The organism is Membranihabitans marinus (genome assembly GCF_021729155.1).
Classification (GTDB): domain Bacteria; phylum Bacteroidota; class Bacteroidia; order Chitinophagales; family Saprospiraceae; genus Membranihabitans; species Membranihabitans marinus.
In genome coordinates, this window is the sequence record NZ_JAJQYA010000003.1 from 256,434 (window position 1) to 276,157 (window position 19,724).

18 protein-coding genes are annotated in these 19,724 nt (G+C 37.4%); 15 read left to right on the forward strand and 3 right to left on the reverse strand.

Annotated features, from left to right (window positions below; translation table 11 throughout):
• The first annotated feature begins 8 nt into the window (after nt 1-8).
• Entirely contained in the window at nt 9-1,487 is a 1,479-nt protein-coding gene (locus LVD51_RS20105; RefSeq protein WP_236969794.1) for a lipopolysaccharide biosynthesis protein, read from the forward strand.
• A gap of 252 nt (nt 1,488-1,739) precedes the next feature.
• Here LVD51_RS20105 and LVD51_RS03465 read toward each other — a convergent pair whose 3' ends face one another.
• Nucleotides 1,740-2,528, reverse strand: coding sequence for a class I SAM-dependent methyltransferase (locus tag LVD51_RS03465; RefSeq protein ID WP_236969795.1), 789 nt, complete (start codon nt 2,526-2,528; stop codon nt 1,740-1,742).
• Between the two features lie 131 nt (nt 2,529-2,659).
• Between LVD51_RS03465 and LVD51_RS03470 the strand changes: the two genes are divergently transcribed.
• Nucleotides 2,660-4,294 carry a M1 family metallopeptidase gene (locus LVD51_RS03470; RefSeq protein WP_236969796.1) on the forward strand — a complete coding sequence of 545 codons (1,635 nt, stop codon included), beginning with the start codon at nt 2,660-2,662 and terminating at the stop codon, nt 4,292-4,294.
• 4 nt (nt 4,295-4,298) lie between these two features.
• Here the strand turns inward: LVD51_RS03470 and LVD51_RS03475 are convergent, their stop codons facing one another.
• The gene (locus LVD51_RS03475) at nt 4,299-4,790 is read right to left on the reverse strand and encodes a TlpA family protein disulfide reductase (protein WP_236969797.1); all 492 of its coding nucleotides are present in this window, start codon (nt 4,788-4,790) and stop codon (nt 4,299-4,301) included.
• Nucleotides 4,791-4,816: 26 nt separating this feature from the next.
• Here LVD51_RS03475 and LVD51_RS03480 point away from each other — a divergent pair, with 26 nt between their 5' ends.
• The 12 genes from LVD51_RS03480 (at nt 4,817) to atpG (ending at nt 18,016) form a co-directional block, all read left to right on the forward strand.
• Nucleotides 4,817-6,469, forward strand: coding sequence for a DUF6029 family protein (locus LVD51_RS03480; protein WP_236969798.1), 1,653 nt, complete (start codon nt 4,817-4,819; stop codon nt 6,467-6,469).
• Between the two features lie 18 nt (nt 6,470-6,487).
• Complete coding sequence (locus tag LVD51_RS03485; protein WP_236969799.1) at nt 6,488-7,348, forward strand: Omp28-related outer membrane protein; 861 nt, start codon at nt 6,488-6,490, stop codon at nt 7,346-7,348.
• A gap of 60 nt (nt 7,349-7,408) precedes the next feature.
• The gene (gene pheT / locus LVD51_RS03490; protein WP_236969800.1) at nt 7,409-9,841 is read left to right on the forward strand and encodes a phenylalanine--tRNA ligase subunit beta; all 2,433 of its coding nucleotides are present in this window, start codon (nt 7,409-7,411) and stop codon (nt 9,839-9,841) included.
• Nucleotides 9,842-9,852: 11 nt separating this feature from the next.
• Nucleotides 9,853-10,152, forward strand: a complete 300-nt coding sequence (locus LVD51_RS03495) for a hypothetical protein (RefSeq protein ID WP_236969801.1) — start codon at nt 9,853-9,855, stop codon at nt 10,150-10,152.
• A gap of 4 nt (nt 10,153-10,156) precedes the next feature.
• Complete coding sequence (locus LVD51_RS03500) at nt 10,157-10,450, forward strand: cell division protein ZapA (RefSeq protein ID WP_236969802.1); 294 nt, start codon at nt 10,157-10,159, stop codon at nt 10,448-10,450.
• Nucleotides 10,451-10,540: 90 nt separating this feature from the next.
• Nucleotides 10,541-12,202, forward strand: coding sequence for a ribonuclease Y (gene rny / locus LVD51_RS03505; protein ID WP_236969803.1), 1,662 nt, complete (start codon nt 10,541-10,543; stop codon nt 12,200-12,202).
• Nucleotides 12,203-12,796: 594 nt separating this feature from the next.
• Nucleotides 12,797-14,068: a F0F1 ATP synthase subunit A gene (gene atpB / locus LVD51_RS03510; protein ID WP_236969804.1), complete on the forward strand. Its 1,272-nt coding sequence runs from the start codon at nt 12,797-12,799 to the stop codon at nt 14,066-14,068.
• A gap of 40 nt (nt 14,069-14,108) precedes the next feature.
• Nucleotides 14,109-14,312 (forward strand): ATP synthase F0 subunit C, encoded by a 204-nt coding sequence (atpE, locus tag LVD51_RS03515; RefSeq protein WP_236969805.1) that lies wholly within the window; start codon nt 14,109-14,111, stop codon nt 14,310-14,312.
• 83 nt (nt 14,313-14,395) lie between these two features.
• Nucleotides 14,396-14,908: a F0F1 ATP synthase subunit B gene (atpF, locus tag LVD51_RS03520; protein ID WP_236969806.1), complete on the forward strand. Its 513-nt coding sequence runs from the start codon at nt 14,396-14,398 to the stop codon at nt 14,906-14,908.
• 21 nt (nt 14,909-14,929) lie between these two features.
• Nucleotides 14,930-15,469, forward strand: coding sequence for an ATP synthase F1 subunit delta (gene atpH / locus LVD51_RS03525; protein ID WP_236969807.1), 540 nt, complete (start codon nt 14,930-14,932; stop codon nt 15,467-15,469).
• 32 nt (nt 15,470-15,501) lie between these two features.
• Complete coding sequence (atpA, locus tag LVD51_RS03530; RefSeq protein WP_236969808.1) at nt 15,502-17,085, forward strand: F0F1 ATP synthase subunit alpha; 1,584 nt, start codon at nt 15,502-15,504, stop codon at nt 17,083-17,085.
• 28 nt (nt 17,086-17,113) lie between these two features.
• Nucleotides 17,114-18,016 (forward strand): ATP synthase F1 subunit gamma, encoded by a 903-nt coding sequence (atpG, locus tag LVD51_RS03535; protein WP_236969809.1) that lies wholly within the window; start codon nt 17,114-17,116, stop codon nt 18,014-18,016.
• Nucleotides 18,017-18,031: 15 nt separating this feature from the next.
• On the opposite strand, the gene LVD51_RS03540 is transcribed toward atpG, so the two are convergent.
• Nucleotides 18,032-18,478, reverse strand: a complete 447-nt coding sequence (locus LVD51_RS03540; protein WP_236969810.1) for a DUF2147 domain-containing protein — start codon at nt 18,476-18,478, stop codon at nt 18,032-18,034.
• A 403-nt stretch (nt 18,479-18,881) separates the two neighbouring features.
• On the opposite strand from LVD51_RS03540, the gene LVD51_RS03545 reads away from it, so the two are divergent.
• On the forward strand, nt 18,882-19,661 hold the full coding sequence (locus LVD51_RS03545) for a class I SAM-dependent methyltransferase (protein WP_236969811.1): 780 nt from the start codon (nt 18,882-18,884) through the stop codon (nt 19,659-19,661).
• Nucleotides 19,662-19,724 lie beyond the last annotated feature (63 nt).

The window sequence follows — 19,724 nt, forward strand, 5'->3', positions numbered from 1 at the left end:
TGGGAGTTGTGAAAAGGCAAAGCGCCAAACAAAGTTTACTACAGATTTTAGGAATCTTTATAGGAGGTATTAGTGTATTGTATATCTATCCATTAGACACTGAGATGTTGGGATTTGCTCGGTTTATCTGGGACACTGGTATATTATTTTCTTCAGTAGTGTTGTTGGGTTCTGACAGTGGGTTAATACGATTTTTCCCAAGAATGAGATTGAAGTCAGGACAAAATTTTAGCTTGCCATTTTACTCGTTGTTATTGTTGGTCGGTATCGTATTCTTTTCTATTATTTATATGATGTTTGGGGACCGCATCTTAACCCTGTTAAATAAAAATAATACAGAATATTTAGTCTATAATAACTATTTCTTTTTCAGTATTATACTTACTTCCATCATTATGTTTTTAAATGTATACTGCAATACACTGAAGAGAATAGTTGTGCCTTTTATTGCGAGTAATTTAATAAAGAAAATTACTTTGCCTTTGTTAATATTGGCTTCGGTTTATGGATATATCAATACCCTGACTTTTGCCAATATGCTCATAGTTACTTTGTTGTTGGCTATTTTGCTGCAAGTAGTATATATATATATGGTAACTGGATGGAGATTAGGAAAAATTGATTGGACCTATATTAAACGTAATTGGCAGCCTGTTTTTAATTTTTCTTTTATTAGTACATTCGGTGCAATTGGTTCCAATTTTGCATTCCAGATTGATTCTTTTATGATATCTACTTTAGTGGACTATAACAGCAATGGGATTTATGCCATAGCCTTTTTTATAGCCAATATGGTATACATCCCTTTTTCAGCATTGTCTGGAATAATGTCTCCGATTCTTTCAGAAAACATAAGTTCGAAAAATTGGCCTAAAATTGATGAACATTACAAACAGGGAAGTATTATTATGCTGACCATTGGTATCCCTATATTTTTACTTGGTTATTTCTGTATACCAGATCTTCAAAATATTTTTCCGACTAATAAGGATTTTCAAGTTTTAGGGGTGATTGTGTTATTGATTGGACTGACCAAGCTATTTGATTTGGCAACTAGTTATAATAGTCAAATACTTTTGTATTCAGATCTTTATCGGTACAACTTATTACTTACGGTACTTATGGCTATCCAAAACATTATATTGAATTATGTATTTATTGTTGTTTTCAACATGGGGATCATTGGTGTGGCCTTAGCCAGTACCATCAATTTATTTATATTTAATACTGCAAAATTAGTTTTACTTTATCGCAAATACAACATTAATCCATTTTCCCAAGCAACCATTTTTATCTTGATGTTGGGGGCATTCCTTTTTGGATTATTATGGATTGTACCTGATTTGTCAAATCCGTATTTATCTGTTTTGGTTAAGACTGTTTTTGTGGGCATTATTTATACAACCTTTGTCAAAGTATTTCATCTGTCTCCTGAAGTTGAAAAGTATGGAATGGAATTATGGAATAAGTTTAGGATCAAATTATAAAAAGTGGAATACCGCTTAATCTAACCAGTCTTTTTCCTCTCAATTATTTCGACGCCTTAGTTATAGATCTCTATACATCAATATCTTGCCTTTGGCCATCCTGATATCAATTTCCCCAATTTTTCGGAAGATTACCTCACTGTATGAAATTCCCTTTATGGGGCGAGAGAATATGTGAGGATAAGAATTAAGCTGATCGATATTATCCACCTATCCTCAAAATGGTAGTCTCTTGAACCCTCAATTATTAATTCATTTGGTATATGTCAGGATATAATAATAACAAGTAGATAAATAGTTTCTCAGATAGGGAATGTTGCTGATGAAACCAATCTGCTTTTTGGGGGGAAGATTAAATTTTACGTCGTAATTGGGATTAAATAAGTAAGGGGATTCATCCAAAATCGTATAATTCTCGGTTTTGACAATTCTCTTAAATCGTTCCACACTAATACCGGTGTCTACGTGTTCCATCAAACTCCTAATCTTAACATCTGGTTCTCCCGCTGTTTTAAGTATCCACTTATATATCGGTTTTGGAAAAAGGTGGAAATATGGCAATTTTGACAGAATTTTACTATTAAGGCCTTGCTGATGACCTCCAAATGGCATTTGCCATGGGGGAAATCCCAAGAAAAACAATGTTCCCTTATGCATAAACTGTTTTACAAAAGCCATGAATTTTTCTTGATTGGGAATGTGTTCTATCACATCTCTCATAATGATGACATCAAAACTACCTATGTCGGCAGGATCAATGAGATAAATATCCTTGCATATTAGCTGAAGTTTGGAATTATCCGCCGCACCGAGATATTTTTTCGCATTTTCGATTTGTTTGCAGTTGATGTCTATTCCAGTTACAGTACAACCCATTTCTACAAAAGGCTCAAGATTGCCCCCTTCTCCACAGCCAATCTCCAAAATAGAAGTGCTGGCATCGATCTTACCTTGGGTTTGCAAATAGGGTATGACGTGTTGTTGAGTGGTATAGGACTGTTCTTTGAAATATCGACCTCTGTCTTTATGTCTTTCTTGCATTGAGATGAAACTTTTTTCAAATATATAAATTGTTTCAAAGTTAGATTGATTCTCTCGATTTTAATTTAAATCTTAGACCGTATTCATTTTTTAAAAATTTGTTTATTTTTAAAAAAATAAATACAGATACTATGCGAAGTATGATTGGTCTTATATTGTTGTTTTTGCCATTGTTAGCTGCCGCCCAAGACCAAGTTTATAGTCATCAGGATAGTCTATTCGGTTCGATTACTCCAGAACGAGAATGGTGGGATCTCAATTACTATCACTTAGATATTGAAGTCGAACCCAAAGAAAAAACCATTTATGGGCAAAATACCATTCAATACACCGTTCTTCGACCCGGTTCGACGATGCAAATAGAGTTGCAAGATCCTTTGGAAATTCTTTCCATCCATCAAGATGGACAATTATTGACTTATCGCAGAGATGGATTTAGTTATTTGATAGAATTGTCGAAAAAACAAGTGGTTGGTCATGTCAATGAAATTGTAGTCAAATACGGAGGCCATCCAAAACCCAGTCCCAATCCTCCTTGGAGTGGTGGGATTACTTGGGATAAAGATGACAATGGGATAGATTTTGTGGCTTCGAGTTGTCAGAAGGATGGACCTAGTTTATGGTGGCCGTGTAAAGACCACCCCTACGATGAAACCGATAGCATGTTGATCAGTGTTACAGTGCCCGACCACCTAATGGATGTGTCCAATGGTAGATTGAGATCGATTACTAGTCCCAAGAAAGGGTATAAGACCTATCACTGGTTTGTGGCCAGTCCCATCAATAATTATGGGGTAAATATCAATATTGGGGACTATGTTCACTTTAAAGAAACATATGATGGAGAGGCTGGTGTCCTCGATTGCGATTACTATGTATTGAGGGATAATTTAAAAAAGGCGAAGAAGCAGTTTGAGGAAGTGCCTCGTATGTTGGACGCTTTTGAATATTGGTTTGGTCCTTATCCCTTTTATGTGGATGGGTTTAAACTGGTAGAAGCTCCCTACTTGGGAATGGAGCATCAAAGTTCTGTAACCTACGGAAATGGATATAAAAACGGTTATTTGGGGAGAGATCTCAGTGGTAGCGGTTGGGGAATGAAGTTCGACTATATTATTATACACGAATCAGGTCATGAATGGTTTGCCAACAATATAACCTATGCCGATATTGCCGATATGTGGATTCATGAAAGTTTTACGACTTATTCTGAAAGTCTGTTTTTGGACTACCATTTTGGCCTTGAAGCCAGTTCTGCCTATGTCAGAGGACTGCGATCGAGTATTGTCAACGACGGTCCTATTATCGGGCAGTATGATGTGCATCAACCAGGATCCAGGGATATGTATTTCAAGGGTGCCAATATCTTACATACCTTGAGACAAGTCGTCAATGACGATGATCTATGGCGACAGGTATTGAGGGGATTGAATGTAGAATTTTATCATGCCACCATTCGCTCCCATCAATTGATAGATTATATTGATTCTATGGTGACGGAGATTGATTTGCAGCCTTTTTTTACACAATACTTTAAAGATGCTCGAGTACCAATCTTTACATATAGAATTCAGAATAATCAAATCATGTATAAATATGATAATGTAGTAGCTGGATTTAGAATGCCGATAAAAATTTTACAAAATGGACAGGTATTCAGTTTGGATAATGCCTCCGATCAATGGCAAATGGCATCGATAGGAGAAGGGGCTATCGTGGTAGATCCCAATTATTACGTGGCTACATTCGATCTTTTGGGCCAATAATAAATTACTGAATTTCTTGAAGTGCGGCTTCCAATTTAGCTTCATCGCCATTGGAGTATCCAATATGTGAATACACCATATTCCCTGTCTTGTCCAAAACCACGGTAAAGGGAATGGTTTCAAAATTAAAGACTTGTTTCGAAGTAGATTCGGTATCGATATAGATGGTATAGGGCCATTTTCTCTGCTGTATCATAGCCCTTACCTTGCCGGCAGATCGCGCGTCATCGGTACTTATCGCCAATAATTCAACCTCGTATTTATCTTGCCATTCGGCATAATTGGTCTTAAGCGCATCCAATTCCTTCTTGCAAGGGCCACACCAAGTTGCCCAATAACTAATAATGATGTTTTTTTGTTTTGGGAGGGCATTTTGCAATGTCGTTCTGCTTCCTTTTATATCTTTGAGTTGAATTTGATGTAGGGGAAGATTTTGACCTACAACAAAAAAAGGAATAAAAAAGATAAAGAAAAATATTAAACGCTTAAAGATCATTCTAATATGGTTTAAGTAATTGAGATATGGACCTATTTAAAGAAATCCGCTTAAAAAGAAACGATGCTAAATTGATAAAATTTTTAGTCATTGTGTTTATTCTTTCCCTAGAATGTACAAATTTATCGGCACAAAATGAAGGCAAACAACCAGTCGTAGTGTCTGGACTGTGGTTGAATAATCTTAATTTTGCAATTGTAGATGCCAAGATAGGGGCCAGTAACACACCGTTTTACGAAGACAAAAAATGGGGAGGAGAATCATGGCTCAACTTGTCTGCTCTGTATAAAAACTGGAAAATGGAGGTGAGATTGGATGGTTTTCAAAATTCTATCCTTCTCAATCCCGAGGATGTATATTCGGATTTTGGATTAGGGTATGTCAATCTCAGGTATTCGGGGCAAAATTTTTCTTCTGAAATAGGCCATTTTTACGAACAGATCGGTAATGGCTTAATCATGCGCTCCTATAAAGATTTGCCATTGTTGATCGACAATGCTATTTTTGGAGCCAAACTGCAATTTTATCTTCCCGGAAATCAATCTATTATGGTGTATGGAGGTAAGCCTAAAGATTTATTCTCCCTATCAGATATGTATAGTGTTGGCGGTGAGTATCGATTGGACTGGGCTATAAAATCTGTTTATTTAAGTTCGGGCTTTGGGAGTAGTATTAAGATTTTGGAATCCGATATAGTAGATCATTTAATCAGTGAGGTGGAACTTTATCTACCCCAAGATAGTGTGGGATTGTATAAGAGTAGCCAACTGTATTCCATTTTCAATGATTTATCTTATGGGCCATTTTCTTGGTCGGCCGAATATGCGGTGAAATACCACGATACCTATTTCAATTCAGAATCCAAACGAAATTTGTGGACAGGGGGACATGTGTTTGGGAAGTTTGAAACCGCTTTGGGCCAGGCACTTTATTCCTCCATGTCATTGGATTACGATCATTGGTCGTTTCAGTTGGAAGGTAAATACGTGGATAAATTTTCAAATAAATCTGATCCATTTAGTTTTAATTATAGAAATGATCTACATTTTATACCGCCGATGGCTCAGGTTCAGACCTATCGTCTAAAGTCTCGATATATTCCTGCTACTCAGTTTCTCGGAGAACAATCCGCCCAGATCAATATAGGGTATGCCGGTGAACACGATTTATTTAGCTGGAACAATACCCTGATTTACAGCCTTGCCGATGTGAAATTGTATGAGGCATACGATTTAAATTGGGAGAGAAGTTATTCTGCTGGGAAATACATTATCGGAATAATGAAACAACAATATAATCAAGATGTGTATGAGGGGAAACCTGGAGCCCCACAGGTAAAAACATGGATTCCCTATGCTGAATATTATCGTGAATGGGAACAGAATAAGAGTTTGAAAATAGAAGGTCAAGCTTTGTTTACCGATGAAGACAAGGGAAATTTATACTATATGGGTATGGAGTACAACTCATCGGAGAAATGGAGCTGGGTTTTGGCTGCCATGTATGAGGCCGAGAAAGACAATATTTATCCAACCCTAGGGGTTTATCACAAAAGAAGGACAGGAATTTATAGTTTAAGTTTTGTAAAGCAAGTGGAAGGTATTGTATGTTCTGGGGGAATTTGTAGATTTGAACCTGCCTTTAGTGGGATTAAAATAACTACTCAAACACGATTTTAGTCGATGAAAATAAAGGAAATGAAATCGATTCAACTAGTAGGATTTATAGAATCTAATATAAAGCGAGGACAGATTAATTATTTATATACCTTGATGATTCTTATCCTGTGTATGTCCTGCAATGATGAGATCGATTATCAATTGGTCAGACCCGAGCCCGGACAGCAGAAAATATTGGTAGAAGAAGTAAGTGGTGTGCGCTGTCCCAATTGTCCCGACGGAACCAGGCTATTGACATCTATAGCTAGCGAATTTGACAGTGCAATTATAGTGGTTACCTATCATGCTGGTTTTTTTTCCGTCCCCTACCCAGAGAGTGTTTATGATTTTAAGACGGAAGAAACAGTGGCTCTGTTAAATTTATTGGGCAATCCAATTGGATATCCTTCTGCGGCAATTCAGCGATTAAAAGATGACGGACAATCCAGTGCACAGAGATTGACCAACACTTGGTACAGTACCATAAATCAGCTCATTGCTGATGTTCCAGAGCTTAGTTTACATTTGGAGGTGGATCAATTCGGAGAAGATACTCAAATTACCTATGGAGTATTAACCAATGATGATATTGACAGGCCATTGTACGGACATCTTTATTTGTTAGAAGATGGTTTGATCGACTATCAATCTGATTCTAGAGCCTCAGATGGGGTAGTAACCAATTATGAACACAACCATGTTCTCAAAAAAATATTGACGCCGTTGGAAGGTGAGTTATTGGGGAATTCTTTTGCGGAATTGAGTCGAGTTAATGATTCGATGACCCTTCAACTATCATCCATAGAGGAGGTGGTGGATCCAGCAAAGACATCGTTTGTGTTTTTTGTAACCGATGATGAAAAAGTGTTGCAGGTTGAAAAAGCGTATAACAATCCCTAATTGTCTGTACATTTTAAATATCTTTGCGTCCTATTTCTATTCAAACTTGAAAATGTTTAAATGAAAATTTCTTACAACTGGTTAAAAGACTATTTAGATTTTGAGGAAACCCCACATGAATTGGGAGAGATATTGACCGAGATCGGCTTGGAGGTGGAAGGTGTAGAGAAACTCGAGAATATTCCCGGAGGATTAAAAGGTGTAGTCACTGGAAAAGTCGTCGAATGCGAGCAACATCCCAATGCCGATCGACTGAGCAAGACCAAGGTCGATATTGGAGAGCCCACTTTGCTATCTGTCGTCTGTGGTGCACCCAATGTAGCTGCTGGTCAGAAGGTGTTGGTGGCACCAGTAGGTACGGTTCTTTACCCAGATGGTATAGACAAACCCTTTAAGATTAAAAAAAGCAAGATTAGGGGAGAAGTTTCAGAGGGTATGATATGTGCGGAAGATGAACTCGGATTGGGGGAAAGTCACGATGGCATTATGGTATTGGATGAAAGTCAGGCCGTCGGTGTGCCAGCCAGTGAAATTTTCGATCTCAAAATCGATTATGTATACGAGATTGGGCTCACTCCCAACCGGTCAGATGCCACTAGTCATATAGGTGTAGCAAGGGACTTGGCAGCTGCTTTGACCATTATTCACGATCGGCCATATACGGTGAAGATTCCCGAGGTAAGCTCTTTTAATACCCAAACCATTAAGCACGACATTGGTGTGGAAATAAGTGATATTGCCTTGTGTCCACGATATTCCAGTGTGACCATTGGAGAGTTGAAGATAGGTCCATCTCCGCAATGGATGGTAGATCGATTGAAATCTATAGGGGTTAAATCAAAAAACAATATCGTAGATATTACCAATTTTGTCCTACACGAAATAGGTCAACCACTGCACGCTTTTGACTTATCCGCTCTAAAGGGCAGTCAAGTATATGTAGAAACTCTGGAAGAGGGAAGGAAGTTTACTACCTTGGACGATGTAGAAATATCGCTTTCATCAGAGGATTTAATGATTTGTAATGCCCAGCACGAACCCATGTGTATAGGAGGGGTATACGGAGGTCTTCATTCAGGTGTGAGTGATAAAACCATTCATGTATTTTTGGAATCGGCTCATTTTCAACCAGAGACAGTTCGGAAATCGAGTAAAAGACATAATTTTAGAACAGAAGCGGCAAAGGTTTTTGAAAAGGGAAGTGATCCAGCCGTAACTAAATATGCCCTCCAACGGGCGGCATTGTTGTTGCAAGAATGGGCAGGAGGTGTGATTACTTCGGAAATATCAGACATATATCCTGAGCCAATATTGCCCAAAATAATTTCTGTTCGATATTCGCAGATTAAGCGGATTATGGGTTTTGATATATCAGAAGAAACCATTGTAAAGATATTGAAAGCGATGGATATTGAGATTATCAAACAGTTTGATGATCATATAGAAGTAGCCATCCCTACAGATAAGGCAGATGTGACTCGAGAAGCCGATGTTATTGAAGAGATTTTGCGTATCTATGGTTTTAATAGTGTACCGGTCGACGGTCGCTTGACTATAGCCTTAGATAGCGGTAAAAAGGAAGAGCATTTGCCATTGCGCAATCAATTGTCCAGTGTCTTAGTAGGTATGGGACTACATGAAATCATGGGGCTTTCTCTTACTGGGCAGAAGTATTTGCCTAGCTACCTAGAGGAGGAGCGTTTGGTAAGGATTAATAACACCTCAAATAGAGACTTGGACATCATGCGACCTTCCATGGTGGTTACGATGTTGCAGACTATAGAATACAATCAAAAAAGACAAATCAGTGACTTGCAGTTGTTTGAGTTTGGGTCTACATATATCAGTCCCCAACCCTCACAATATAAGGAAACACAGCATTTGGCCATTGGACTTGCCGGTAAGGTAAGGTCTTTGAATTGGATTTCGTCAGAAGAATCTTCTAGTTTTTACCAGCTTAAATCTATGGTAGAACGGATATTTGAAAGTCTAAATATAGGCAAGGTACAACAGTCGAATCTCGAGTCAGAAGACTACCATTATGGATTATGCTATCACAAGGGCGATACTGTATTGGCAGAATTTGGCGCTGTTGATTTATCTGTGTTCCCATCGGTAGAAGTGGAAGGGGAAGTTTTTATGGCAGATCTTCGTTGGGATGAATTGGTAAAGGCCAAGAAAAATATCTCTACCATAACTGAGATTAGCAAATATCCAAAAGTGGATAGAGATTTAGCGCTGATTACGCCCAATTCGGTTTCATATGGCGATATAGAAAAAGTTATTAAATCCACGGGTAAAAAAATAGTTGCCGATGTTCAATTGTTTGATGTATATGAAAACAAAGAGCAGCTGGGTGAGGATTTGAGATCATATGGAGTAAAAATTATATTTTCCGATCCTAAAAAAACCTTAAATGATAAGGAGGTGGATGTTGTAATTAAAAATATTTTAAATAAATTACATAAAAATTATGCAATTGAACTGCGTTAAAGTGGGCATATATGGAAATATTTAAAGAGCGATTAAATCAATTAGATCATAAGTTACGACAAGTAGGTGGTAAAATGAGTATGCTAAAGAGGCAAAATATGCAGCTATTAGCCGAAAATGTTCGATTAAAAAAACAATTGGAGAAAAATAAAAATAATACCTTTGTAAGTGATGAGAGCAGGAATGAGGCAGAAGGAAAAATTGAGACACATGCAAATGGACGAGAAGTGGAAGTGGAGAAGTTGAAGAGTGAATTAGATCACTATATAAAGCAACTGGGAGCATGCATAGAAGAACTGGAGAAAATATAAGTCGATGTCGGGAAAAAGCACCAAAAGTTTAAATGTAGTAATCGGAGGTATAAACATACCGGTGAAGATTGCAGCATCTGAGGAGAAAGAGATTGAGCGGGTGGTCGATAAGATTAATAAAAAACTCAAGGAGATTCAAATGCGCTATCCGGGGAAGGATATGACGGAGGCAATGGCCATGACATTATTGGCAGTATCTTTTGATAGAGAACAAGAAAAAAAGATGTATCCAGAAGAATCTGAATTGCTAAAGGAATTTGATCAAATTGATGAACTTTTAGATAAAATACTAAAATAGTATTTTTACTTGTCTTACACTTTAAGTGGGCGTTCAATGTCCTTTTATCTGGTTTCCTGCGTATTAGTTATTAAATATTAAAACGATACTATGGATTTTATGTTAAGCTTGTTAGCTGGTTTAATATTGGGTGCCATTGTAGGTTATTTTCTGGTTCGAAGTTTTGTAGCCAAAGGACAGAAGTCCAAGGTGGATGAAATGAATAAGAAGGCAGATTTAATCATACAAGAAGCTCGATTGTCAGCGAAGCGATTATTAGATGAGGCCGAAACCAAAGCTGAGAAAATAAACTCTCAGTCCGAAAATAAAAATGAAGCCATAAAGCAGAAAAAGATTCAAGAGGCAAAAGAGAAATTTGCAACCTTGAAATCTAATTACGATTCTTACCGGGCTCAAAAGAAAATTGAATTAAAAGAGAGAGAAGTAGAAGTTGTCAATCTCGAAAAGGATATTGAGCGAGCCAAAAAGGAATTAGCTACGAGAACAGAAGGATTGGAGAGTTTGGAACAAGAAGTAGCTGTGATCAGAGAAAATTTGGACAAACAACTCAAAGTAGTTGCCAAGAAGAAAGAAGAATTGGACAAGTCCAATGAAATTTTTATTGAGAAATTGGAATCTATTGCGCGATTGAGCGAACAAGAAGCCAAGGAACAATTGCTGGAAGCTGTCAAAGCCAAGGCCGAAAATGAAGCTTTGGCCCTTATCAAGCAGAGAATGGAGGAAGCCAAGTCAACGGTGAATAAAGAGTCCAAGAAATTAGTGATTCAATGTATTCAACGGATGGCTGCTGAGGTAACCATTGAAAACACAGTGTCTGTATTCAACTTGGAGTCAGATGATATCAAAGGACAAATAATCGGACGAGAAGGTCGAAATATTAGAGCCCTAGAAGCTGCTACAGGAGCTGAAATAGTGGTAGATGATACTCCGGAAGCCATAGTGATTTCCAGTTTCGATCCCATTCGAAGAGAGATCTGTCGATTGTCGTTGAAAAAATTGGTAGCCGATGGTAGAATCCATCCAGCTCGAATTGAAGAAGTGGTGACCAAGACTAAGAAACAACTCGAAGAGCAGATTAAAGAGATAGGGGAGCGAACCGTTATCGATCTCGATATTCACGGCCTAGATCCAACATTGGTCAGAATGGTAGGTAGAATGAGATTTAGATCTTCCTATGGACAGAATCTATTGAAGCACTCCATAGAGACCGCCAATTTATGTGCTTTAATGGCCGCTGAAATTGGATTGCCTAAGAAAATGATCAAAATGGCCAAAAGAGCTGGCTTGCTTCACGATATTGGTAAGGTAGCAGAAGAAGAGACAGAATTGTCTCACGCATTGGTGGGAATGGAAATGGCGAAAAAAGTAAACGAACACGGTTATATATGTAATGCCATCGGAGCTCACCACGACGAAATAGAAATGAGCAATATATTGTCCCCTATTATTCAGGCCTGTGATGCTATCTCCGGTGCAAGACCAGGTGCTCGAAGAGAGATATTGGAGAGTTACCTCAAGCGAATTAACGAATTGGAAGATTTGGCCATGGGCTATGACGGTGTCCAAAAAGCGTATGCCTTGCAAGCGGGTAGAGAATTGAGAGTTATTGTAGAAAGCGATAAGGTCACCGATGATTATGCCGATGATTTATCTTTCATGATATCTCAAAAGATCCAAGAAGAAATGCAATATCCCGGTCAAATTAAGGTGACGGTGATTAGAGAAAAACGAGCAGTTACTGTAGCTAAGTAGCGGAGTAAAGAGATTTTTATTTGGCTCATAAAAGTATCCCTGTCAACGATGATGTAATTCATCGTTTTCAGGGATTTTTTTTTGATAGCCGTTGAAGTCAATGATGAATAGAGGCTTTTTTTAATTGAATTCGTATAATGGCCAATTCACCATATGATTTTTTTTATATTATTTCCGAAGATATGGTTGGTGTAGGGATCCGAAGATAATCCTCAACTACTAGTCGATGGTAATCTGAATAATATTATGATAATGATTTCATGATAATGTTTTTCTCCCTAATTAGACAGGATATTGGAATCCGTTGACCAGTGTTGGATATTTTACCAGAAAGGTATTTGTAAAGCGGGAAAAACACCCTAAAATATTTTTAAAAATTATGTGAAAATTTAGGTCATATATAAGATTTTTATATAGGCTAACCGCTTATTTTCTTTGGCTTGAATCCTTGCTATGAGGGAGAAACACAATTTTTTTGCTTCAAACACAATAAATGCCCAATGATTTAAATTTACTTCTCAATTTACTTTGTCTAATCAAAGATAATATCATACATTTGCGGCAACTTTTAAGTGAAGCAATATCGTGATGTATATGAACCGTATTTTTAGACTGAGTAAGATCGTTTTTTTGGCTGTAATTCTATTGGGAATCAATAGCCATAGGCTGCTGGCGCAAGACCACGAAGAAGGTGGTCATGATGATCACACCGAAGCGCATCATGGTGAGGCTGGCGCTCATGAAGATGGAGAACATGTGGCAGAGTTTGATCCTGCCAATACAGCCTTTCATCATATCTCGGATCAAAATGTATATTCATTGGGATTTGCCGACATTCCATTGCCTTGTTTCTTTTATTCAAAAAGCGACGGCTGGAATGTGTTTATGAGTTCCAAATTTGGGATCGGGCACCACGGCAATGGACATTATGCAGTAGACGGATATGTCCTAGTTGAAAGTATTGCGCGAAGAATTAACGATGAGAGTTTTCCTAAGGGGAAGATTGAATTAGGTGAGCATCCATATGTTTTTGAATATGTTACTGTGGATGGCAAAGAGAAGGAAAAAGTATCTCTCAGTTATGAAGGGAAATTGTATCCCTTGGAAAATAAGTCGACTTTGGACGGTGGATTGATGGGAGGAGGACTTACTTCCTTTTACGATTTTTCTCCTACCAAGAACGTAGTGTCTTTATTGTTGATGGTATTGTTGCTGTTCTTTGTGTTTAGAAAAATAGCCAGAAGATATAATGAAGATGCATATAGAGCGCCGAAGGGAATTCAGTCCTTTATGGAGCCTATTTTTATATTTATACAAGATGAGGTAGCTAAGCCGTTTTTAGGTCATAGATGGCAGAAGTTTTTGCCCTTCCTCATGTGTTTGTTCTTTTTGATTTTGGCTTTGAACTTATACGGTCAGATTCCATTCTTTGGCAACGCCAACGTGACGGGGAATCTTACTTTTACAATGGCATTGGCCTTGGTTACTTTTTTTGTGGTCAATCTCAACGGGAAAAAAGATTACTGGATGCATGTTTTGTGGATGCCTGGAGTACCAGTATTCGTTAAACCGATATTGACTGTTGTGGAGATATTGGGATTGTTTATTAAGCCTTTGACATTGATGCTTCGTTTGGCTGCCAACTTAACGGCTGGTCACATGATTATAGTAATCTTTGTCAGTTTGTTATTTATTTTCAATGATGCTGGTCAAAATATGATAGGGTCAGTACCGGGATTGGCACTGTCCGTTCCTTTGACCATGTTTATGATGGCTTTGGAATTATTGGTGGCATTGGTACAAGCATTTGTATTTACCATCTTGACTGCTTCCTATATTGGAGCGGCTATTGAAGAGCATCACTAAGAGCGTGTATTATTTTTTTTAATTATATAAATTTATAGAAATGACAGGATCAATCGCAGCAATAGGAGCAGCAATCGCAGTAATCGGTGCCGGTATAGGTATTGGTTGGATCGGTGGCAAAGCTATGGAATCTATTGCACGTCAGCCAGAAGCTGTAAATGATATTAGATCAAATATGATCTTGATGGCTGCCCTTGTTGAGGGAGCTGCCTTGATCGCGATCTTATTGTCATTTTTCGCATAATCGGCGAAGAAAAAAAGTAGCTCATTATAGCGATTGGCTAAATGAGCTACTTAATTTTAAAGAAAAATAATAATAGAATATATATGTTTGTTTTAGCTGAATTTAATGTTTTAAGACCGGAGCCAGGTTTATTGTTTTGGTCGATATTGATATTTGTAATTTTTTGGTACTTAATGTCAAAATTCGCCTTTAGACCAATAGCGCAAGCTTTGATCAAAAGAGAAAACCACATTCAAGATGCCTTGAATGATGCCAAAAAAGCTAAGGATGAATTGCGTAAGATTCAGACTGAAAATTCTAAATTGATGGAAGAAGCTCGCGCCGAAAGATCAAAGATGTTGAAAGAAGCTAAAGAACATCGAAATCAAATAGTAGCTGAAGCTAGAGTGGCGGCCAAAGAAGAGGCCAATAAAATCGTAGCCCAAGCCAATCAAGAGATAGAAAGCTTAAAGAAAACGGCTTTGCTCGATGTCAAAAATCAAGTGTCTAATATTGCATTGGAAGTAGCAGAGAAAGTAATTCAAAAGAAATTATCTGATGATGCTGGACAAATGGAATACCTGAACGATTTAGTGAAAGATATCAATTTATCTTAAGCCAATAACCAAAATTAGAATATGTCATCTATTCGAGTAGCAGAACGATACGCCAAATCTTTATTGGACTTGTCTATTGAGTCCAACGAAGTAAAAGACGTATATAAGGATATGAAGGCCTTGAAGCAAGGATTGCAATCTTCTGAGTTGCGCAATCTTCTTAAAAGCCCCATTATTCAAAGTAATGTTAAAAACCAAATATTGGACAAGTTGTTTACCTCTGCGTTTCAACCTTTGACCATGAAGTTTTTAACTTTAGTGACTCAAAAAGGTCGAGAAAATGTGTTGGATCAAATCGTATCTGCCTTCTTTGAATTGTACAACGAATACAAAGGTATCACCAATGTGACGCTAACTTCTGCCATAGCTTTGGATAAAGCCATGGTGGATAAAATTGCATTGCAATTGGAAAAGTCAAATAGTACGAGAGAAAATGTGACTATCGAAACCAAAATAAACCCCGATATTATCGGAGGCTATATATTGGAATTCGATAACAAACAATACGACGCCTCGATTAGAGGTAAATTCCAAAGATTAAGAAAAGAATTGTCCCGATAATTTATTCCTAGTAATTTTTAAAAATTGATAAAATGGTTGATGTAAAACCTGATGAAATATCCGCAATAATCAAACAAGAGCTTTCTGGCTACAAGACTGAAACACAATTAGAAGAAGTAGGATCTGTACTCCAAGTAGGGGATGGAATTGCTCGTATCTATGGGTTGAACAGTGTACAAGCTGGTGAATTGGTTGAATTTGAAACTGGAACGCAAGCCATCGCCCTTAACCTTGAAGAAGACAATGTAGGTGTGGTTTTACTAGGAGAAAGTGATGGTATCCGTGAGGGTTCTATCGTTAAAAGGACTGGTACAATCGCTTCTATTCCTGTTGGAGAACCATTGTTGGGAAGAGTAGTGAATCCATTAGGTGTTCCTATCGATGGAAAAGGAGCTATCGAAGGTGAATTGTATAGCATGCCTTTGGAAAGAAAAGCACCTGGTGTTATTTTTAGACAACCGGTAAAAGAACCTTTGCAAACAGGTATCAAAGCAATTGACTCAATGATTCCTATTGGTAGAGGTCAACGGGAGTTGATTATCGGTGACCGTCAGACGGGTAAGACGGCTATTGCCATCGATACAATTATCAATCAAAAAGAATTTTACGATAGAGGGGAACCCGTTTATTGTATCTATGTAGCCTCAGGGCAAAAATCTTCTACCGTAGCACAAGTTGTGAAAGTATTGGAAGAGAATGGTGCCATGGATTATACTGTGGTTGTAACTGCATCAGCAGCTGATCCTGCTCCACTGCAGTTTTATGCTCCTTTTGCCGGTGCTGCTATTGGAGAATATTTTAGAGACACAGGTCGTGCGGCCTTGATTATATATGATGATTTGTCAAAACAAGCAGTGGCTTATCGTGAGGTATCCCTATTGTTGAAAAGACCTCCAGGTCGTGAGGCATATCCCGGTGATGTATTCTACTTGCACTCTCGTCTTTTGGAAAGAGCGGCAAAAGTAATTGACGATGATGGTATTGCTCAGCGAATGAATGATCTTCCCAAAGAATTGCTTGCCAAAGGTAAGGTGAAAGGAGGTGGTTCATTGACAGCTTTGCCTATCATTGAGACTCAGGCTGGTGACGTTTCTGCCTATATTCCTACCAACGTAATCTCAATTACCGATGGTCAGATTTTCTTGGAAACCAATCTATTTAACTCTGGTATTAAGCCGGCGATTAATGTGGGTATTTCTGTATCTCGTGTGGGTGGATCTGCACAGATCAAATCAATGAAAAAAGTATCTGGTACATTGAAATTGGATCAAGCACAATTTAGAGAATTAGAAGCATTCTCCAAATTTGGTTCAGACTTGGATGCCGCTACTAAATCTGTTCTCGACAAAGGGGCTAGAAACGTAGAGATCCTTAAACAAGATCAGTTTTCTCCAGTACCAGTAGAAGAACAAGTAGCCATCATTTACCTAGGTACCAACAATTTATTGAGAAGAGTACCTGTAGAGAAAGTAAAAGAATTTGAAGCTGAATTTTTAGGTCAATTGAAAGCTAAATATCCAGAAGTTCTTAACAACTTTAGAAAAGGTAAATTAAATGCCGAAGACATTGATCAAGTAAAGGCATTGGCATTAGAAATAGAGAAGTTATTCGTATAAAATATTATTATAACAGGATTATATAGTTATGGGCGCAAATTTAAAAGAAGTAAGAGAACGTATTAGTTCAATCGTTAATACGCAGAAAAGTACCAAAGCCATGAAAATGGTTTCAGCAGCTAAATTGCGTAGAGCTCAAGAAGCCATCGTGAAATTGCGCCCATATTCTGATAAATTGGATCATATACTTCGCAATATATTGTCCAATATCGATGGTGATCTTAATTTGGATTTTAGTAAAGAAAGAGATCCTGAAAAAGTAGTCATCGTTTTAATAACTTCTAATAAGGGATTGGCTGGTGCTTTTAATACTAATCTAATTAAGCAAGCTGTCAATCTATTAGACAAGAAATATGCAGCTCAACGTCAAGCTCAACAAGTTGAGGTTATCTGTATAGGGAAAAAAGGTTTTGACTACATCAGACGTCATTATCCCGATGTGACCATCAACAAAGATTTTGTTACACTATTTGATGATTTGTCGTATCAAAATTTAATGAAGGTTTCTAGTTTGGCTATGGATGATTTTACTGCGGGCAAAGTAGACCGCGTAGAAGTGATTTACAGCAAGTTTAAAAACGCAGGCATTCAATTGCCAGAAGCAAAGCAATTCTTGCCCGTGGAGACGGTTAAAATCTATTCTGACTCTAGTCAAAAAGAATCCTTTAAAGCCGACTATTTGTTTGAACCCAACAAAGAGGATTTATTGGAAGAGTTGATCCCAAGTATCTTGCATACTAAATTTCAAAAGTATATATTAGACACTCATGCTTCTGAACACGGAGCGCGGATGACGGCAATGGATATGGCAACCGAAAACGCCAATGATTTGTTGAAAGATCTTAAAATCACTTACAACAAAGCGAGACAAGAATCCATTACCAACGAGATTTCTGAGATCGTTGGGGGTGCAGCAGCCTTAAAAAGCTAAAATTTTTCTTAAGTGTTATAGGTATTTAGTATTGCGTTTCCACACTTGGGTTCTACCGAAGAAGGAAACTCCAATACTTCCTCTGACATTGAGTTTATTGATATCCTCATCGAGCCATACCGCACAATCAAAAGTGCGGCCACCTCTGGGATCCAAAATGGTTCCATTGGTATAGGTGTTGCCCGATGGTTCCAAATCCCAAATTATATCCATATTGATCAGCGATTTATTTTTTCGCTCGCCAGGGCAATTATTGCAATGTGTGGTTTTTCCTTTAGGCAATATTTTGACCACCTTGGCATTGATTTTGTCACCAGCCTTGTAAAACTCTACAACGGACACTTCGTTTCCATTTTTGTCATCTATGGTTATCCACTGTCCCAATATTGACTGAGAATGTAGAATCATTGTATTACTTAGAAATACAATAGATAAGAAGAGTAGTCTTGGTTGGATTGGCATATTATTAAAAAATTAACTGAATTTAAAAATCTAAATTTTTTATTTTATAAAAAACTGTTTTTATCCACCTGGTTATATTTTTGGATAAGTCGCTGTTGAAACTAAATTATTTTTCTGGCTTTAAAAAATTTATTCCTAAATCTCTGGATAGATACCTTAGTTTTAACAGTAATTAGGACGTATTATTCTACTATATGTTGTTTGTTAAAGACTTAAAATTACAATTGAAATTTAATATTGAAATTTTTATAGGATATTCACTCACTCTTGAATCATGTTTCTATTTTTGAAATCAATTTGTTTTTTATTGACTTTGGAATTATACCACCTTCGTTAAAAGATGTGTTATTATCAGAGGAAATAAGGATTTATCGAGTTCAGTGAATTGTAAATTTATGACGAAATGAAATTAACCAAGATAGAAGATTATTGGTCTAATGTAGGGAGGACATTGGAAGAAAGAGATAATGAAGAGCAAGTAATAGCTGGTGATAATGATGTATTTTATAAATATAAGAGAAGTCGTTTTTTGCAAGAACTATCCACTATAGTCGAATGGCAAGATCAGGCCATATTGGAATACGGTTGTGGCCCTGGGGGTAATCTCAAGTTTTTAAGCCAGTTTCATCCTTCTAACTTATACGGGGTAGATATTTCTAGTGAGATGTTGTCCCATGCTAAGGCCAATACCAGAGATCTCAATTGCCCAGTATCATTGATGCAAAACGATGGCAAAACCATATCATTAGATAATAAAAGCTGCGATATATCTATTACCTCTACGGTTTTACAGCATAACATAGAGGATGAAAATGTCATTCATATATTGCGTGAATTAGCTCGGATAAGCCGGAATAAAGTCATTGTATGTGAACACACAGAGAAAAACAGAAAACAGCTTCACGATCATTTTGTAGGCCGTCCATTATCTTTTTTCGCTAGTCATATGGAGAAGGCAGGATTTGAGTTGAAACAAACTCAATATTTAAACATTGAAGTGAGTTATTTTCTTTTGGGAATAATTCGTAAAGTTTTTAATCCCAAAACCAGAAAAGAAGGAGAGTCCATCAGTAAAATATCTAGCAGGATGCAGAAACTCGTATTCCCTTTGAGTCGACGATTGGATCCACTCTGGAAATCAAATCGAGAAATGACAATAATGGTATTCGAAAGGGTATCTTAAAAAAAGAACAGCAACCAATATCGGAATTGATTGCTGTTGGGTAATATTGAAATTCGTTATCTT

Bases quoted from the DNA above. Each gene is read 5' to 3' on its own strand.
- atpB (WP_236969804.1), top strand. From the start codon at position 12,797: ATGAACCGTATTTTTAGACTGAGTAAGATCGTTTTTTTGGCTGTAATT.
- LVD51_RS03495 (WP_236969801.1), top strand. From the start codon at position 9,853: ATGGAAATATTTAAAGAGCGATTAAATCAATTAGATCATAAGTTACGA.
- LVD51_RS03545 (WP_236969811.1), top strand. From the start codon at position 18,882: ATGAAATTAACCAAGATAGAAGATTATTGGTCTAATGTAGGGAGGACA.
- LVD51_RS03540 (WP_236969810.1), bottom strand. From the start codon at position 18,478: ATGCCAATCCAACCAAGACTACTCTTCTTATCTATTGTATTTCTAAGT.
- rny (WP_236969803.1), top strand. From the start codon at position 10,541: ATGGATTTTATGTTAAGCTTGTTAGCTGGTTTAATATTGGGTGCCATT.
- pheT (WP_236969800.1), top strand. From the start codon at position 7,409: ATGAAAATTTCTTACAACTGGTTAAAAGACTATTTAGATTTTGAGGAA.
- atpE (WP_236969805.1), top strand. From the start codon at position 14,109: ATGACAGGATCAATCGCAGCAATAGGAGCAGCAATCGCAGTAATCGGT.
- LVD51_RS03475 (WP_236969797.1), bottom strand. From the start codon at position 4,790: ATGATCTTTAAGCGTTTAATATTTTTCTTTATCTTTTTTATTCCTTTT.
- atpA (WP_236969808.1), top strand. From the start codon at position 15,502: ATGGTTGATGTAAAACCTGATGAAATATCCGCAATAATCAAACAAGAG.
- LVD51_RS03470 (WP_236969796.1), top strand. From the start codon at position 2,660: ATGCGAAGTATGATTGGTCTTATATTGTTGTTTTTGCCATTGTTAGCT.
- LVD51_RS03485 (WP_236969799.1), top strand. From the start codon at position 6,488: ATGAAATCGATTCAACTAGTAGGATTTATAGAATCTAATATAAAGCGA.
- LVD51_RS03500 (WP_236969802.1), top strand. From the start codon at position 10,157: ATGTCGGGAAAAAGCACCAAAAGTTTAAATGTAGTAATCGGAGGTATA.
- atpH (WP_236969807.1), top strand. From the start codon at position 14,930: ATGTCATCTATTCGAGTAGCAGAACGATACGCCAAATCTTTATTGGAC.
- atpG (WP_236969809.1), top strand. From the start codon at position 17,114: ATGGGCGCAAATTTAAAAGAAGTAAGAGAACGTATTAGTTCAATCGTT.
- atpF (WP_236969806.1), top strand. From the start codon at position 14,396: ATGTTTGTTTTAGCTGAATTTAATGTTTTAAGACCGGAGCCAGGTTTA.
- LVD51_RS03480 (WP_236969798.1), top strand. From the start codon at position 4,817: ATGGACCTATTTAAAGAAATCCGCTTAAAAAGAAACGATGCTAAATTG.
- LVD51_RS03465 (WP_236969795.1), bottom strand. From the start codon at position 2,528: ATGCAAGAAAGACATAAAGACAGAGGTCGATATTTCAAAGAACAGTCC.